This is a genomic window from Rhodanobacter sp. FW106-HT46G03 (assembly GCF_058789895.1).
On record NZ_JBYTCC010000001.1, the window covers coordinates 1,513,839 to 1,530,903 of the forward strand.

Consider the following 17,065-nt stretch of genomic DNA (forward strand, 5'->3'; position numbering starts at 1 on the left):
TTGATTCGACTCTGCCGCGCGCCGTCAGACGCCGATGTCGCGCAGCCGCACACCGCGCATCAGCTTGCGTTCGATGTGTTCCAGCATCACGCCCTTGGTCTCGGGCACCAGCGCGAAGGTGAACAGCAGGAACAGCGCATTGAGCGCGGCATACAGCCAGAACGTGTGCGCGCTGCCCAGCGTGTTGAGCAGCGTCAGGAAGCTTGCGCCGACGATGCCGGTGAACACCCAGTTGGTCACCGTACTGACCCCCATGCCAAAGTCGCGGCCCTTCAGCGGCTGCACCTCCGAGCACAGAGTCCACGCCAGCGGTCCGGCCGAGCACGCGAAGCCGACCACGAACAGCAGCAGCATGGCGATCGCCACGACATGCTCGGTCGTTCCCGTCATCCCGGCGTACATCAGCCAGCCGAACACGGCGAGCCCGACCGCCATCGCGGTGAAACCGCCATACAGGATGGGTTTGCGGCCAATGCGGTCGACCCACACCACCGCGATCAGCGTCGCCAACACGTTGATGAGCCCCACCACGGCGGTGAAGGTCATCTGCAGCGTGGTGTCGTAGCCCATGCCCGCAAAGATGCGCGGGGCGTAATACATGACGACGTTGATGCCGGTGAGCTGCTGCACGATCTGCATCGCGATGCCGAAGCCCACCGCGCGCCGGAAGTGGCGGTTGTGCAGGAACAGGTGCCAGCCTTGCTGGGGGCTGGCCATCTGCTGGTCGATCTCCGCCAGCTCATCGCGCACGAGGTCGGGGTCGCCGCGCAGCTTGTGCAGCACCAGGCTCGCGTCAGCGGTACGGTGTTTCAGCATCAGCCAACGTGGACTTTCGGGCAGCACCAGCACACCCACCATGAACAGCGCACCGGGTACCGCGATGATGCCCAGCATCCAGCGCCAGCCCTGGATATAGCTGAAGCCGGTGTCCGACAGGAAGGCGACGAAGATGCCGATGGTGATCATCAACTGGTAGGTCGAGATCATCGCGCCGCGGGTCTGCCGCGGTGCGACCTCGGCAATGTAGACCGGTGCGGTGAACGCGGCGATGCCGACCGCCAGGCCCAGCACGAAGCGCGCGATGATCAGCGAGGCCGGCGACCACGCCGCCGCCGACAGCAGCGCGCCGACCACGAACAGCGCCGCTGAAAACGCCAGCGACCGCTTGCGCCCGAAGCGTCCGGCAAACCACGCCGCCAGTGCCGCGCCCACCGCTGCGCCCCACATCATGCTGCTGACGATGTGCTCGAGCACGCCGTCGGTGATGCCGAATTCGTGCTGGATGAACTGCTCGGCGCCGGCAATCACCCCGACGTCGAGACCGAACATGAGTCCGCCGACGGCGGCCAGCGTCGTGACGAATGCGGCGTACCAATGGACCTGGCGGGGGCTGGCTTGCGCGACGGTGGCATTCATCGGTTGGACGCTCCGGCAAGGATCGAACGGAGAAACGGTTGATGGTGTGTCATGGCGTGGCTCGGACGACGGCCTTCAGCGCAGCACCTGACGCCCGGGATCCACTAGGCGGGCGCGGATGTCGGCCTCGCCCAGCCGGTTGACGTCGCCGGGCACCGAGTGCTTGAGCCACGCCGCCGCGAGGGCGAATTCGAGCGCCGCCGCGGGGTCGGCGGCGTGCTGCAGCGAGTGCAGCAACGCCGCCGCAAACGCGTCCCCGCTGCCGATGCGATCCACCGCGCCAGCGAGGCTGCGCGTGGCGGTCCGCCACACGCCACCGCCGCGTTCGGCGAGCACCCCGGCGAGCGTGGGTGCGGCGGGGTCGCCGCCATGCACCGTTGTCGCCAGCCAGTGGAGGCGCGGCCAGGCCGCAAACGCCGCCGTCGCGGCAGGTGCGAAGCCATCGCCGTTGGCCAAGTCCGCAAACTCTCGGCCCAGCATCAGCGCGATATCGCGCGCATTGCCGAACATGAGGTCGGCCGTTGCCGCCAGTTCCCGCATCAGCGTGGCGGCTTCGATCACGCGCTCGCCCCACAGCCGGCTGCGATAGTTGCAGTCGAAGGACACTTTGACGCCATGCGCCACGGCGGCGCGCGCGGCCATCAGGCAAGCGTCCGCACTGGCTTTACCCAGCGCCAGGTTGATGCCGGACACGTGCAGCCACGCGGCGCCTTCCAGCAGCCGCGGCCAGTCGTAGCCTGTTCCGTCGGTGTGCGCGAACGCCGAACCCGCGCGGTCGTACAGCACTTCGGCGGGGCGCTGCATCGCCGCGGGGGTCAGGAAGTAGAGTCCCATGCGTCCCGCCGCGTGGCCGACCGCCGATGTGTCGACGCCGAACCGGCGCAGCTCTGCCGCCGCGGCCCGTCCGATGACGTTGTCGGGCACGGTGGTCACCATGGCGCTGGCATCGCCGAGCACCGCAAGCGATGCCGCCACGTTGGCCTCGGCGCCGCCAAAGTGCGCCCGCAGGCTGCCGGACTGCAGCAGCAGTTCCTGCCCTGGCGGCGAGAGCCGCAGCAGCATTTCGCCGAAACACACGACGCGCCCGGCCGCGCGTGACGGCGTGGCGGCAGAACCACGGAGACCGTGCGCGGTCACCGCTCCCACCCACGGGCGAAACGCCGCGCGCTACCGCCGGTGGCGTCGATGCAGGCCGCCACGCCACGGCCGGCGACGAGCCGGGAGCGGTGGCAGACGTGCTTGCCGGACGGTTCTTGATTGCACTGGTCGTAGGTCATGACGTCCAACGTATCGATGCGGCACCCGGCCACCGGCAGGTCGAGGTAGCGAGGGTTCGCTCCAGGTTTCACGGTGGATGACAGTTTTGGCCATTTATGTCAGCGCTGTCAATGTACTTCGCAATACGCCACCAAGGCCTCCCAGACGCACCGTGCACATCCACCGCGTTCCGGACAGCCCGTCCGCACGACAACGCTCAGGTACACCTCGCAGCTGGTGCAGCACGGCAGCTTCGATTCGCGCCGGCAAGGCGCGCCGTCGCAGCGGGGCGCCTTAGGCTACGGACTGCGGCTCCACGCCCCCGACTGCGCGGACCGGTGCCGGCCCGACCGCCCGCGTGGGTTCGGGGCCACGCGCACCGGCTCTGCCGTCGGCGCGCGTGACCCAACCAATCCCGGAACACGCCCTTGCGGTGAAAAGGTCTGTCCCGGCCAACATTCAGGCCGCACCGGTCGGTTCCACGACGACAGGTCCGCGCGAAGGTCCGCTCTGCACGATCGCCGGTCGGCCCAAGGGCACTCGGCGATCGCGTCGCCTCAGAAGTTGGCGCGAACGCCGAGCATGTACTGGCGGTCGGAATACCGGTTCGTGATCCGCTGGTCGGGCCACACCAGATAGAACCGCTGCTTCTCGTTCGTCAGGTTCGACCCTTGGGCAAACACTTGGAAGTTCTTGTCGATCTGGTAGCTGACGCTGGCATCGATGTACGTCGTGGGCTCCTGGTACAACTCCATTCCAGTAATGCCACCGTAGTTGGTTTCCACCGCGCGCCGACTGCGGTAGTTGGCGGCAACACGTGCCTGCCAGTGGCTGTCCTGATACCACACGATCAGGTTTCCGGACTTCTCGGAATTGTCCGGGAACGGCACGTCCCGGCCGGCCAAGTCCTTGCGGCCCGTGTTGCTCGGCGAATACGTCGCGTTGACCTCGAGACCGGTGTTGGCGAGCAAGCCCGGCAGGAACGTGAACGCCTGGCGATAATCGGTCTCGATACCTTTCAATTGCTGGCCGCTGCCCTGGATCGGGCCGGTGATGATGATGCACCGCCCGCGAGCGACGCCATCCTGATCCGGCAGGTCGCAGCGTTGCGTACCGCCAGCCGTAATGAACTTGGCCACGCGGATATCGAACAGGTCAACGCTGAACATGCTTGTATTGCTGAAGTAGTACTCCAGGGATGCGTCGTAATTGGTGGAGCGCCACGGCGCCAGGTTGGGATTTCCGTTCGACTGCCCATCCTGCACGGCAAACACGCTCTTGCCGTCGGGCAGCGTGGTGAACGCATAGTCGAGGTTCAGCCCGCCGCCCCATTGGTCGAGCGTCAACGGCATCATGTTCTTGGACGCGGACAGCCTGAGCACGGCCTTCGGCGTCAGGTCCAATGCGAAGTTGATCGCCGGCAACCAATCCGTGTACTCGCGTTTGGTCCGGACGATTCCGCCATCGGATGGATTCACGCCATAGGCGTGCACTTCACCGTTCAAGTGCTGGTCGACCGTGAGGTTGGTGCGCACCACGCGCAAGCCGAAGTTGCCGCTGAACGGCAACCCCGCCAGCACCCCGTTGAAATCCGCCTGCGCGTAACCCGTTCGCTCCTTCAGCATCACGTCCCAGCTCGTCGCGGGATTCATGCTGGGGATCGCCCCGGGATAGAGCTGTGCCTCGAACCCGACCGGGTCCTGCATCACCGCCGGGTCCAGTGCGTATTCCGTGATGCCCTGAACGTTGCCCGGATTCCTGATCAGGCGCCAGTGCGAGCTGATGATGCTGGGCAACTGGCCGGGTCGCTGGGTCGAAAGCGCGCCCGAGCGGAAGAACCCGTATTGGTTCCCGGCCGTGCAGGCCCCGGGCACACCACCGCCGTCCAGCACCACGTCAGCGGCCATCCAGTGCGCGTAGCAGCCCTGCGGGTCGCTGGCGCCGTTCCCGGCGTACACCGGCGCCATCATGTCGAACGAGAACTCGTTCGCCGTCCGGATGCTGTTGCGCAGGCCGAAGTCGAGCTTGAAGTCGTCACTGAATGCGTAGTGCCCATTCGCACGCACGATGTTCATGCCCGAATGGGCGTTGTAGTCGTTCTCGAACGACATGGTCTTGAGCACGTAGGTGTTCGGATCCGTCAGGCGCGCCGCAAACGGCGCGGGAATCGTCATCACCGGGTTCGGTCCGCTCATGTCGTCGATGACGGATACCGCGTACTTGTCGAAGCCACCCGGATTGAACGGGTGGTTGCCGCCCAAGTTGGACGGGTACACGTACACGCCCGGGTCCAGTGAAACACCCGGCATCAGGGTATTCGGCCACTGCGTACCGTTGGACTGTGAAAACTCGGCGTACGCCGAGCGACTGGTCTGGCTGGCGGTGCCATTCACGAAACGCAAGTCACCGGTGAATGCGCCGCCATTGTCGAACTGGAGGGCGACGTTGAAGTTTCTCGCTAGGGAATGGATCCGCATGCCTTGCGAGTACGACAGCCAGTCGCCGAGGTACTTCTGGTACGCCTGGGTGGTGAAAAAGTGCTGGTTCCAATCCCCGTCCTGCTCGCCCGGGTTGTTGGATGGGCTGGTCAGCAGCACGCCGGTATCGCGCGATTTGACCGGGATGTTGGTGGCGGCGAGCCAGCTTACCGGCATCAGCTCCGCACCTTCCCCCAGGTTGAGCTGGGTCTGGCGGGTAAGGAACCCATCCGCCGTCAGGGTGAAGCCGGACCCGAAATCGTATTGCACCGACGCGTTGGCGCCGGTGCGCTTGCGCCGCACCTGCTGGGTAAACGGGTTCAGCGTATCCATCTGGTAGAACGCGCCGTTGGATTTGCCGTCGCCGTTGACGTCGACGCTCCCATCCGGGAACTGCTTGATCTGGCTCGGTACGGCCACCCCGCTCCATCCGGTGAGGTAACCGTCGCCCGGCTCGTTCGCGGCGCTCGCGTTTTCGCCCTGCAGCCGGCCTTCGAACTGGCCAAGCCCGTTCGAGGAGTTGTTGCTGTAGGTGTCCGAGTACGAGATCCCGACCAGCGCTCCCCAGTGTCCGCCGGCGTTGTAGCTGGCGAAGACGTTTCCTTCCGGGCGATTGCTCTCGACCACCGAGCTGCGCACGCCCTCCGCCGTGCCGGCGAACGTCCAGCCATCCTTCATGTCCCACGGACGACGCGTGCGCAGGTTGATTGTGCCCGAGATGCCGCTGTTGAGCGTCTGCCCGGTCGGCGACTTGTAGACGTCCACGCCGGTGAACAGGGACGCGGGCATCGATTGATAATTCGGCTGGATCGAATCGATGTTGTCCGCGCTGATGAACGCCTCGCCGTTCAACAGGGTGGATACTTCCGGCAGGCCGCGCACGTTTACCGTGCTGCCTTCCCCTGCGGATCGATCGATCTGCACCCCGGTAATGCGCTGCAGCGAATCGGTGATCGTGATGTCGGGCAACTGGCCGATGCTTTGCGCCGTGATGCTGTCTTGGATATTCGGCGCGCTGCGTTTTAGCTGGATGTCGTTCATCTGCGACGCCAGGATGCCGACGACGTTGACCGCCTGCAATGTGGTGGCCTTTTGCGGACTGGCCTTGGCCGGTTGAGCTGGCGGCTTGGTTGCCTGCGCCGACGGGTTCGGGGACTGGTCCCCGGTGGTCTGCGGATTCGTCTGTGCTTCGGCCGCCGCCGCAGGGCCGGTACTGGCCATGGCGGTTCCACTCAGGAACAACGCGGAAACAACTCCCGTCCACATCACCGATCTGCGAAGTTTCATGCTTGTCCTTTGCCTCCCAGGAAAGATGAGGTGCCGCGGCACCCCACCCGACGCCGTGCGTCTGCCCGCACGAGTCCCCGCATCTCCGGACACTCGGTCGCAAACGCCGTTGACCAGCCTTGCCGCACGCCATCAGGGAATCGCTGACAAAAGGGTCGGTCGCCGCGCCGCCATGCGCCGCGGCGACTGCCGCGGTCGCGATTTCCGCCGGCTTGCCGTGCGCACTGCGCGAACGCGAATCACGTCCACGCGGACGATGAACACGGTCGCCCGTGATGTGCGTGATTGCGTGACCCGATTTCAGATCTCCCCTAAAACCGTTCGATGTCCACACTTGGACATTTATGTCAGCGATGTCAACTTGCGGTGCACCATTTGGCGGAAAGTCTTGGTGCGATGGGTATCGCCCATGATTCACGGCTGGCGCGCAAAAGGCGCCTTCGCGTCGAGGATGCTGGCCGGCTCCGCAGGGCTGCGGCGCCAACCGCATGCAGCGCGGGCCGGGTGGCGATACATGCCAGCGCTGTCACGGTGTCCGGCTGATAGGCTGCGCGAACCGGGCGGGATGCAGCAGCAAGGTTGCCATCCGGGGTACCTTGGAGCTCGTCCGGCGAAGCAGGCGCGCGATAACCCCGAGCCAGCGCATCACCGGCCACGCGCCGTATCGATCCACCAAAGGAGCATTGCGTGGGAGCCATCACACTGGAAGACGTTGCGGCCAAGGCGGGCGTCTCCGCAAAGACCGTTTCGCGGGTCATCAACGGCGAAACCTCGGTCCGCGGGGAAACCCGCGAGCGCGTCGTGCGCGCGATCGAGCAGCTCGGCTACCGGCCCAATCTCTTCGCCCGCGGCCTGACCGGCGCGCATACCTATGCCGTGGGACTGGTCTACGACAATCCCAACGCCTACTTCATCATCGCGGCCCAGCAAGGTGCGCTGGCAGCGTGCGACGCCCTGGGCTACGGCCTGCAGATCCACGCCTACGACTCGCGGGATCCGGCGCTGGGGGATCACCTGTGCGAATTCGTGGCGCGCACCGGCCTTGCCGGCATCGTGCTGACCCAGCCGGTATCGGAACGCCTTCCGGCGCTGAAAAAGCTCGCCGCGGCCAAGATCCCGATGGTGCGCGTCGTTTCCGCATCGGAGGATCCACGCGAGGGTTCGCCTTGCGTGTACGTGGATGATCGCGACGCGGCCTATGCCATCACGGCACACCTGATCCAGCTCGGTCACGCCCGCATCGGTTTCCTGCAGGGCAGCAAGTCCCACCGCTGCAGCACCGAGCGCTTCAAGGGCTACAAGCAGGCTTTGGCCGACTACGGGTTGCACCTGCACAACGAACTCGTGATCGCAGGCGATTACGCGTTCGACGACGGTTTCCGCGGCGCCCGGCGCCTGCTGGAGCTGCAGAGTCCGCCCACCGCCATTTTCGGCTGCAACGATGAAATCGCGGCCGGCGTGCTGGCTGCGGTGCGCTCGGTCGGCCTGCACGTTCCCTACGACATGTCGATTGCAGGCTTCGAAGACAGCCCGTTCTCGCGGCAGTCGTGGCCACCGCTCACGACGGTGCGCCAGCGCGGCGAGGTGATTGTCGAACGTGCAACGCGTCTCCTGATCGCGCAACTCCACGGGCGCCCGACCCGCAACGAGGGGTTCACGCCCGAACTCGTCATCCGCGGCTCCACCGCGCCGCCGCGGCCGCAGTGATGTGGGCGGTTATCGCCCCTGGAGCGTCTGCACGCGGCCGTTTGTATGCGCTGCATTCGGGGTTGAGTCCGCTCGGGCCACCCGCTCGATCCTCGTGCCTCCCAACAGATACCATGCAACGGCGCGGACCCGCTTCGCGCCGTTTTTGCTGTCTGCCAGACGGAGTCGCGCGATGGTTTACCTGTGGGTCAAAACGTTCCACCTGCTGTTTGTGATGTCGTGGATGGCAGCAGTGTTCTATCTGCCGCGCATCGTGGTGAATCTCGCGGAGGCAGGCGACGATCCGGCGGTGAGGGCGCGGCTGGTGCTGATGGGGCGGCGGCTGTATGGCTTCGGACACAGCATCTTCGGTATCGCGTTTTTGCTCGGCCTGACCCTGTGGCAGGGCTGGCGGCTGTTCCCGGTGGCGTTGCCCAACGTGGTGAACGGGCAGCACTGGATCGACGCCAAACTGCTGCTGGTGGCGCTGTTGCTGGCGCACTTTGTGTGGGCCGGGCGGATGGTGAAGCGCTGCGCGAAGGGCGGGGTATTGCCTTCGGCCAAGGCGCTACGCTGGGCCAACGAAATTCCGGTAGTGCTGTTGCTCGGGGTGATCTGGCTGGTGCTGATCAAGCCGTTTTGACGACTACTTGAAGTAACTGCGATACCACGCCACGAAGCGCGCCACACCGTCCTCGATCGAGGTGTGTGGCGCGTAGCCCACGTCGCGGCGCAGGGCGGAAACGTCGGCCCAGGTGTCGGCCACGTCGCCCGGCTGCATTGGCAGCAGGTTTTTCTCCACGTGGCAGCCGAGGTTTTCTTCCAGCAGCTCGATGAAGCGCAGGAGCTGTACCGGCTGGTCGTTGCCGATGTTGTAGACGCGGTATGGCGCGTTGGAGCTGCCGGGATTGGGTGCTTGCGGGTCGTGGGCCGGATCGGGCGCAGCGACGTGGTCGAGCGTGCGGATCACGCCTTCGACGATGTCGTCGATGTAGGTGAAATCGCGGCTGTGGCGGCCGAAATTGAACACGTCGAGCGCCTCGCCGCGGCGGATGCGATCGGCAAACAGCATCGGCGACATGTCCGGCCGGCCCCATGGCCCGTATACGGTGAAGAATCGCAGGCCGGTGGTGGGCAAGCCGTAGAGATGGCTGTAGCTGTGCGCCATCAGCTCGTTGGCCTTCTTCGTGGCCGCGTACAGGCTGACGGGATGATCGACGGCGTCCGCGACCGCAAACGGCAGCTTGCGGTTGGCGCCGTACACCGAGCTGGACGAAGCATAGACCAGATGTTGCACTTGGCCGTGCCGGCAACCCTCAAGCACGTTGGCAAAGCCGACGAGGTTCGACTGCACGTAGGCCTGCGGGTTCTTCAGCGAGTAGCGCACGCCGGCCTGGGCGGCCAGGTTCACCACGCGCTGAGGTTGAAACTGCGCAAAGGCGGCGGCGACCGCCGCGGCGTCGGCGAGGTCGGCGCGCACGTGGGTGTAACCAGGGTGCTGCGCGAATTGCGCGAGGCGGGCCTCTTTCAGTGCCGGGTCGTAATAGTTGTTGTGGTTGTCGATGCCGAACACCTCGTCGCCGCGCGCCAGGAGGCGCTGGGCGAGGGCGGCGCCGATGAAACCGGCGGTGCCGGTGACGAGGATGCGCATGCGGGGGTGGCCGGCCGAAAACGCCATTCTAGCCTTCGCCGGCGCAGGGCTGAATTGGCGGCGCGTCGTCGGTTAAACTAGTACGCATTGGTCACGACAGAATCAAGGTGGCGCGGGCGCAAGCACCGGCCAAGCGTGCGACATGGCAACTACCGGCTGTCCGCTTTGAGTTTCATCCGCCTTGCGTTCTGCAAAGGCGCGCTGGCGCCTTTTTCGTTTTTCGAGAGTCAACCATGATCGAGATCACGCTGCCCGACGGCAGCAAGAAACCCTTTGAACACCCGGTATCGGTACAAGACGTGGCGGCGGCAATCGGCGCCGGCCTGGCCAAGGCCACGCTGGCCGGCAAGGTCGACGACCAGCTGGTGGACGCCAGCCACGTGATCGACCACAACGCGCGCGTCGAGATCGTCACCGAGAAAAGCCCGGAAGGGCTGGAAATCCTGCGCCACTCCACCGCGCACCTGATGGGGCAGGCGGTGCAGCGGTTGTTCCCCGGCGCCCAGGTGACCATCGGCCCGGTGATCGACAACGGTTTCTATTACGACTTCGCCTACGAGCGGCCGTTCACCCCGGAAGACCTCGAAAAGATCGAGGCCGAGATGCACAAGATCGTGGGCGAGGCGTTGCCGGTGACGCGCAGCGTGAAGTCGCGCGCCGATGCCGTCGCGTTTTTCAGCGGCATCGGCGAGCACTACAAGGCCGAGATCATCGAGGGCATTCCCAGCAACGAGCCGCTCTCGCTCTATACCCAGGGCGAGTTCACCGACCTGTGCCGCGGCCCGCACGTGCCGAACACCGGCAAGCTGCACTCGTTCAAGCTGATGAAGGTGGCCGGCGCGTACTGGCGCGGCGATTCGAGCAAGGCGATGCTCACCCGCATCTACGGCACCGCGTGGCGCACCGACAAGGAGCTCAAGGCCTACCTCACCCAGTTGGAGGAGGCGGAAAAGCGCGACCACCGCAAGCTCGGCAAGCAGCTCGACCTGTTCCACCAGCAGGAAGAAAGCCCCGGCATGGTGTTCTGGCACCCGCGCGGCTGGGCGATCTGGCAGCAGGTGGAGCAGTACATGCGCGGCGTGTACCGCAAGTCGGGCTACCAGGAAGTGCGCTGCCCGCAGGTGCTCGACGTGTCGCTGTGGAAGAAATCCGGCCACTGGGACAACTACAAGGAAAACATGTTCTTCACCGAGTCGGAGAAGCACGTGTTTGCCCTGAAGCCGATGAACTGCCCGGGCCACGTGCAGATCTTCAAGGCCGGGCTGCACAGCTACCGCGATCTGCCGATCCGCTATGGCGAGTTCGGCGGCTGCCACCGCAATGAGCCGTCCGGTGCGCTGCACGGCATCATGCGCGTGCGTGCGTTCACCCAGGACGACGGCCACATCTTCTGCACCCCGGCGCAGATCGAGTCGGAAGTGACCGCGTTCCACGCCCAGGCGATGCGGGTGTATGCCGATTTCGGGTTCCACGACATCGACGTCGCGCTGGCCTTGCGGCCCGACAAGCGCATCGGCTCGGACGAGGTGTGGGACAAGGCCGAGGCCGCGCTGCGCAGTGCGTTGTCCGCCGCCGGTGTGAAGTGGACGGAGCTGCCGGGCGAGGGCGCGTTCTACGGCCCCAAGATCGAATACCACATGCACGACTCGATCGGCCGCGATTGGCAGGTCGGCACCATGCAGGTGGATTTCATGATGCCCGAGCGGCTTGGCGCCGAGTACATCGACGAGCAGTCGCAAAAGCGCCACCCGGTGATGTTGCACCGGGCCATCGTCGGTTCGATGGAGCGTTTCATCGGCATTTTGGTCGAGCACCATGCGGGCAATCTGCCCACTTGGCTTGCGCCGGTACAGGCCGAGGTGTTTTCGATCACCGATGCGCAATCCGATTACGTTCGCACCGTCACGCAAACCCTTGTCGACAAAGGGTTCCGGGTGGAAGCGGATTTGCGCAACGAAAAGGTGGGCTATAAAATCCGCGAGCATACGCTGATGAAAGTACCGTACCTCCTGGTTGTGGGTGACCGCGAGAAGGAGGCGGGTACCGTGTCCGTGCGTACGCGTTCGGGGGAGGATCTGGGCAGCATGCCGCTGGCCGATTTTGCCGCCCGGTTGCAGGCCGAAACGCAGCATTGAGTGTGCGTTGCGGTAGGAACAAGCGGCACAGGGAATGCCGTGTGCGGGGCGCGTTGAGCGGCTCGCCGGAGTCGGCCCGGATTGTTTCCGGGCCGACATGCCGAAAGGCGCAGGGTCGCGCGTTTCGGTTTGCTGACAACTCTTCTGGAGGATCGTGGTATCGCTACCACCGACAACAAGGGCAATCGCCGCAACCATGAAATCCGCGTGCCGCGCGTGCGCGTGATCGGCCCGGATTCCGAGCAGCTCGGCATCCTTTCCCGTGACGACGCACTGCACGCCGCTGAAGAAGCCGGCATGGATCTGGTCGAGATCCAGCCCAACGGCGACCCGCCGGTATGCCGCATCATGGATTACGGCAAGTTCAAGTTCGAAGCCCAGAAGAAGGCGTCCGCCGCCAAGAAGAAGCAAAAGCAGGTCGAGATCAAGGAAGTGAAGTTCCGTCCGGTCACGGACGTGGGCGACTACCAGATCAAGCTGCGCAACATGCTGCGGTTCTTGGAGGAAGGCGACAAGGTCAAGGTCACCATTCGGTTCCGTGGCCGTGAAATGTCGCATCAGGATCTGGGTCAGGGCCTGGCCAAGCGCATTCAGGAGGATGTTGGCGAGGTCGGCCAGGTGGAGTCCTTCCCGCGGCTGGAAGGGCGCCAGATGATCATGATGATCGGCCCGCGCAAGAAGTAACGCATTGCCGGCGGTGTTGCCGGCGATGCAGTGCGTACCGTCAGGAGTGCTGGCACGGCGCTGGCACCTCTGATGCTTTGTTTGTAGAATTGCCAGCTCGGCCCGCCAGGATGGGCCGTGAACCGATCTCGGCAGGATGGAAAGCGCACCCGCAACCGGTGCCGCCGTATCAGTCAGAAACCGGGGTTGTCCCCATCAAGGAGCTCTCATGCCCAAGATCAAGACCAACCGCGCGGCCGCGAAGCGTTTTCGCAAGACCGCGTCGGGCAAGTTCAAGGCCGGTCACGCCTTCAAGTCGCACATCCTGACCAAGAAGGCCACCAAGCGTAAGCGCGGCTTGCGCGCCACCAACATCATCAGTGCACGCGACACCAAGGGTGTGGCGCGCATGGTTCCGTACCTTTAAGGCGAGGAGAACACCATGGCTCGTGTCAAGCGTGGCGTCATTGCCCGTCGCCGCCACAGGAAAATCATCGGTCGCGCCAAGGGCTACTACAACGCCCGGCGCAAAGTCTTCCGGGTAGCCAACCAGGCCGTCATCAAGGCTGGCCAGTACGCCTACATCGGTCGCAAGCAGAAGAAGCGCCAGTTCCGCGCGTTGTGGATCGTGCGCATCAACGCTGCCGCACGCCAGTTTGGGCTGTCCTACAGCCGCCTGATCAATGGCCTGCTGAAGGCCGGCATCACGGTGGATCGCAAGGTGCTGGCCGATATCGCCGTGCACGACATCAAGGCGTTTGGCGCCATCGCGGAAAAGGCGAAGGCCAGCCTGGCCGCTTGATCGTCGCTTGCTGACGATATGATGTGAATCAAGCGGGGAGAAGGCCAACGCCTTCTCCCCGTTTTCATTTGATGCCGCCGCTTTTCGCGTTCGATTCCTCTCCCTTTGGGGCGAGGATCGAAACACGCATCGGCCTTGATGCTGACGCGAGAGTGGCCCCTCACTCCAACCCTCTCCCCGGAAGGGAGAGGGAGCTAGAAGCCAAAGTGGAAATCACACCGATGGATGAGTTGGACAGCCGGGTAAACCAAGCCCTGACCGACATCGACCAGGCCGCCACGCTGGAAGCGCTCGATGCGCTGCGCGTGGGGCTCTTGGGCAAGAGCGGCATCGTCACCGCGGCGTTGAAGTCGCTGGGCGCGCTGGCGCCCGAGGCGCGCAAGGCGCGCGGTGCCGAGGTCAACCAGGTCAAGCAACGCCTGGCCGATGCGCTTGGCACGCGCAAGGCGGTGCTGGAGCGCGCCGAACTGGATCGCCGCCTGGCATCGGAGACAATCGACGTTTCCTTGCCCGGGCGCGACGGCGAGCGGGGTGGCATCCATCCGATCACGCGTGCGCTCGAACGCATCGCCGCGATCTTTGCCCGGCTCGGCTACCAGCGCGCCGACGGTCCGGAGATCGAGGACGACTGGCACAACTTCGAGGCGCTCAATTTTCCGCCGCACCACCCGGCGCGGGCGATGCACGACACGTTCTACTTTTCCGACAAGCGGCTGCTGCGCACGCACACCTCGCCGGTGCAGATCCGCAGCATGGCCGGACGCCAGCCGCCGATCCGCATCATTGCGCCGGGCAAGGTGTACCGCAGCGATTCGGATCAGACCCACTCGCCGATGTTCCACCAGGTCGAAGGGCTGCTGGTGGATGAGACCTCGAGCTTTGCCGATTTGAAAGGCACGCTCACCGAGTTCGTGCGGGCGTTTTTCGAGCGCGATTTCGAAATGCGTTTCCGGCCCAGCTACTTTCCGTTCACCGAGCCGTCGGCCGAGGTCGACATCCGTTGGGAGACGAAGGACGGCGAGGCGCGCTGGCTCGAAGTGCTCGGTTGCGGCATGGTGCACCCCAACGTGCTGAAGAACTGCGGCATCGACCCCGAGCGCTACACCGGCTTCGCCTTCGGCCTTGGCGTCGAACGCTTCGCCATGCTGCGCTACGGCGTCACCGACCTGCGCGCCTTCTTCGACAACGACTTGCGGTTCCTGCGGCAGTTTGCCTGAGGGCCGGGATTCGGGGAGACGGGATTCGCGAGGACCTCATCCCGATGCTTTGCCGAATCTCCAATCCCATATTCCGAATCCCGGATAGAAAACCATGAAACTCTCCGAAAACTGGTTGCGTGAAGTCGTCGAGATCGACGCGGATCACGCGGCGCTGGTGCATGCGTTGACGATGGCGGGGCTGGAGGTGGAGGCGGTGACGCGGTTGGGCGAGGCGCTCGATGGCGTGGTCGTCGCGCAAATCGTTTCCGCCGAGAAACACCCCCAGGCCGATCGCTTGCGCGTGTGTCAGGTCGACGCCGGGCAGGGCACGCCGCTCACCATCGTCTGCGGGGCACCGAATGCGCGTGCCGGCATCCGCGTGCCGCTGGCAACGGTCGGGGCGCGCCTGCCGGGCGGCGTGCACATCAAGGCGGCAAGGCTGCGCGGCATCGAGTCGTTCGGCATGCTGTGCTCGGCCAAGGAACTGGGCGTCGATACCGATGCCTCCGGCCTGCTCGAATTGCCGGCGGATGCGCCGGTGGGCACGGCGCTCGCCGCGTACCTGCACTTGCCCGACGCCAGCATCGAGCTGAGCCTCACGCCGAACCGCGCCGACTGCCTGTGCGTGCACGGCGTGGCCTACGACGTGGCCGCGTTGTTCGACAGCCGGGTCAAGGTGGCGGAACCGCCGACGGTGCCGGTAACCGCCGATGCGCGACGTGGCATCCGGCTGGAGGCCGGCTCGGATGCGCCGCGCTATCTGGGGCGCATCGTGAGCGGCATCGACCCGACGGCGGCAACGCCCGAGTGGATGGTCGAGCGCCTGCGTCGTGGCGGCGTGCGCCCGATCAGCGCGGTCGTCGACATCACCAATTACGTGATGCTGGAACTCGGCCAGCCGATGCATGCGTTCGACAACGCCGCGCTGGCGGGCGACATCGTCGTGCGCCATGCACACGCAGGCGAAACGCTCAAGCTCCTGGACGGTAGCGAGGCCGCGCTCGACGAGGGCTTTGTGGTGGTTGCTGACGAGCACCAGGCACTGGCGGTGGCGGGCATCATGGGTGGCCTGGACAGTCGCGTTACGGATGCCACGCGCGACGTTTTTCTCGAAGCCGCGCACTTTGCGCCAGCGGCGATCATGGGGCGCGCGCGCAAGCTCGGCCTGCACACGGACGCCTCGCACCGCTTCGAGCGCGGTGTCGACCCCGAGCTGCCACGTCGCGCGCTGGAGCGGGCCACGGCGCTGCTGCTGGCGGTGGCCGGCGGCCAGGCAGGGCCGGTGCTGGCGGCGGAAAACCTCGCCGATTTGCCGCGCCCACGGCCAGTCACCCTGCGCCGTGCGCGCCTGCGCCGCGTGCTGGGCGTGGCGGTGGATGACGTCGAGGTCGCACGCATCTTCACCGCACTTGGCATGCAGGTGGAAACCTTGGCCGAAGGTTGGCGCGTGATCGCACCCAGCCGGCGCTTCGACATCGAGCGCGAGGAAGACCTGATTGAAGAAGTGGCGCGCATCCACGGCTACGACCAGCTGCCCACGGCAAGTCCGGGCGGCGCGCTCACCGTGGTGCCTGACCCCGAGGCCAGGATCGGCGAGCATGCGCTGCGCGAGCAGTTGGCTGCGCGCGGCTGGTTCGAGGCGGTGAATCTGTCGTTTGTGGCCGCCGAGAGCCTGGCGCGGTGGGGCTTTTCCGAACGCCTGGTGGCGCTGGCCAATCCGCTCTCAGCCGACCTGGCGGTGATGCGGCCGTCGCTGCTGCCCGGCCTGGTCGAGGCGCTGCGGCGCAACCGCGCACGCCAGCAGGATCGCGTACGGCTGTTCGAGGTGGCGCGGGTGTTCGCGGCGGGCGATCCGCCGGTGGAAACGCCGAGCCTGGCCATGGTGGCCGGTGGCACCGCGCGTGCCGAGCAGTGGGGCGAAGCGACACGTCCCTTGGACTTTTACGACATCAAGGGTGAGCTCGATGCGCTGCTGGCCTGGGGCGGTGAGCCGGCGCGCTGGGCAGTGCACGCCGACAATTTGCCGCCGTGGCTGCATCCGGGGCGCGGCGCGCGGGTGACGCGTGATGGGGCGGCGGTGGGGTATTTCGGCACGCTGCACCCGCAGCTGGCCAAGGCGCTGGATCTGGGCCCCGACGTCCAGGTGCTGGAACTCGCGCTGGAGCCACTGCTGACGCGGCGCCTGCCGAAAGCCGAGCCGGTGGCCCGTTTCCCGTCGGTGCGCCGCGACGTGGCCGTCGAGGTGCCGGAAACCGTGACCTGGTCGCAGGTGGACGACGTTGTGCGGCGTACCTTGGGCAGCGCGTTGAAAGAGTTACGTTTGTTCGACTGCTACCGCGGCAAGGGCGTCGAAGCCGGCCGAAAAAGCCTCGCTATGGGCTTGATTTTGCAGGAGCATTCCCGCACGCTAACCGACACTGACGCGGATGGCTGCGTGCAGCGGGCCATTGCGGCATTGGAGCAGGCATGCAAGGCAAAGTTGCGGGGTTGAG

General features: G+C 65.5%; 12 protein-coding genes. 8 read left to right on the plus strand and 4 right to left on the minus strand.

Annotated elements, in window-relative coordinates; genetic code table 11:
- Positions 1-24 precede the first annotated feature (24 nt).
- The 3 genes from AC3WP6_RS06415 to AC3WP6_RS06425 all read right to left on the minus strand — a co-directional run bounded on the left by AC3WP6_RS06415 (position 25) and on the right by AC3WP6_RS06425 (position 6,437).
- Entirely contained in the window at positions 25-1,416 is a 1,392-nt protein-coding gene (locus tag AC3WP6_RS06415) for a sugar porter family MFS transporter (RefSeq protein ID WP_492626958.1), read from the minus strand.
- Between the two features lie 75 nt (positions 1,417-1,491).
- Entirely contained in the window at positions 1,492-2,493 is a 1,002-nt protein-coding gene (locus tag AC3WP6_RS06420; RefSeq protein WP_492626959.1) for a sugar kinase, read from the minus strand.
- 737 nt (positions 2,494-3,230) lie between these two features.
- Positions 3,231-6,437: a TonB-dependent receptor gene (locus AC3WP6_RS06425; RefSeq protein WP_492626960.1), complete on the minus strand. Its 3,207-nt coding sequence runs from the start codon at positions 6,435-6,437 to the stop codon at positions 3,231-3,233.
- Between the two features lie 687 nt (positions 6,438-7,124).
- Here AC3WP6_RS06425 and AC3WP6_RS06430 point away from each other — a divergent pair.
- Together AC3WP6_RS06430 and AC3WP6_RS06435 are read left to right on the plus strand one after the other, a co-directional pair.
- Positions 7,125-8,144 carry a LacI family DNA-binding transcriptional regulator gene (locus tag AC3WP6_RS06430; RefSeq protein ID WP_492626961.1) on the plus strand — a complete coding sequence of 340 codons (1,020 nt, stop codon included), beginning with the start codon at positions 7,125-7,127 and terminating at the stop codon, positions 8,142-8,144.
- A gap of 172 nt (positions 8,145-8,316) precedes the next feature.
- Positions 8,317-8,766, plus strand: a complete 450-nt coding sequence (locus tag AC3WP6_RS06435) for a CopD family protein (RefSeq protein WP_492626962.1) — start codon at positions 8,317-8,319, stop codon at positions 8,764-8,766.
- 3 nt (positions 8,767-8,769) lie between these two features.
- Here the strand turns inward: AC3WP6_RS06435 and AC3WP6_RS06440 are convergent, their stop codons facing one another.
- Entirely contained in the window at positions 8,770-9,774 is a 1,005-nt protein-coding gene (locus tag AC3WP6_RS06440; RefSeq protein WP_492628646.1) for an NAD-dependent epimerase, read from the minus strand.
- Between the two features lie 233 nt (positions 9,775-10,007).
- On the opposite strand from AC3WP6_RS06440, the gene thrS reads away from it, so the two are divergent.
- The 6 genes from thrS to pheT all read left to right on the plus strand — a co-directional run bounded on the left by thrS (position 10,008) and on the right by pheT (position 17,064).
- A complete protein-coding gene (gene thrS / locus AC3WP6_RS06445) occupies positions 10,008-11,909 on the plus strand; it encodes a threonine--tRNA ligase (RefSeq protein ID WP_492626963.1) in 1,902 nt (633 codons plus the stop codon).
- Between the two features lie 159 nt (positions 11,910-12,068).
- Positions 12,069-12,593, plus strand: coding sequence for a translation initiation factor IF-3 (gene infC, locus AC3WP6_RS06450; protein WP_492628647.1), 525 nt, complete (start codon positions 12,069-12,071; stop codon positions 12,591-12,593).
- 208 nt (positions 12,594-12,801) lie between these two features.
- Positions 12,802-12,999 carry a 50S ribosomal protein L35 gene (rpmI, locus tag AC3WP6_RS06455; RefSeq protein WP_492626964.1) on the plus strand — a complete coding sequence of 66 codons (198 nt, stop codon included), beginning with the start codon at positions 12,802-12,804 and terminating at the stop codon, positions 12,997-12,999.
- A gap of 15 nt (positions 13,000-13,014) precedes the next feature.
- Positions 13,015-13,374 carry a 50S ribosomal protein L20 gene (gene rplT / locus AC3WP6_RS06460; protein ID WP_492626965.1) on the plus strand — a complete coding sequence of 120 codons (360 nt, stop codon included), beginning with the start codon at positions 13,015-13,017 and terminating at the stop codon, positions 13,372-13,374.
- A gap of 221 nt (positions 13,375-13,595) precedes the next feature.
- Entirely contained in the window at positions 13,596-14,591 is a 996-nt protein-coding gene (gene pheS / locus AC3WP6_RS06465; RefSeq protein WP_492626966.1) for a phenylalanine--tRNA ligase subunit alpha, read from the plus strand.
- A gap of 94 nt (positions 14,592-14,685) precedes the next feature.
- Positions 14,686-17,064, plus strand: coding sequence for a phenylalanine--tRNA ligase subunit beta (gene pheT, locus AC3WP6_RS06470; protein ID WP_492626967.1), 2,379 nt, complete (start codon positions 14,686-14,688; stop codon positions 17,062-17,064).
- Position 17,065: the final 1 nt, after the last annotated feature.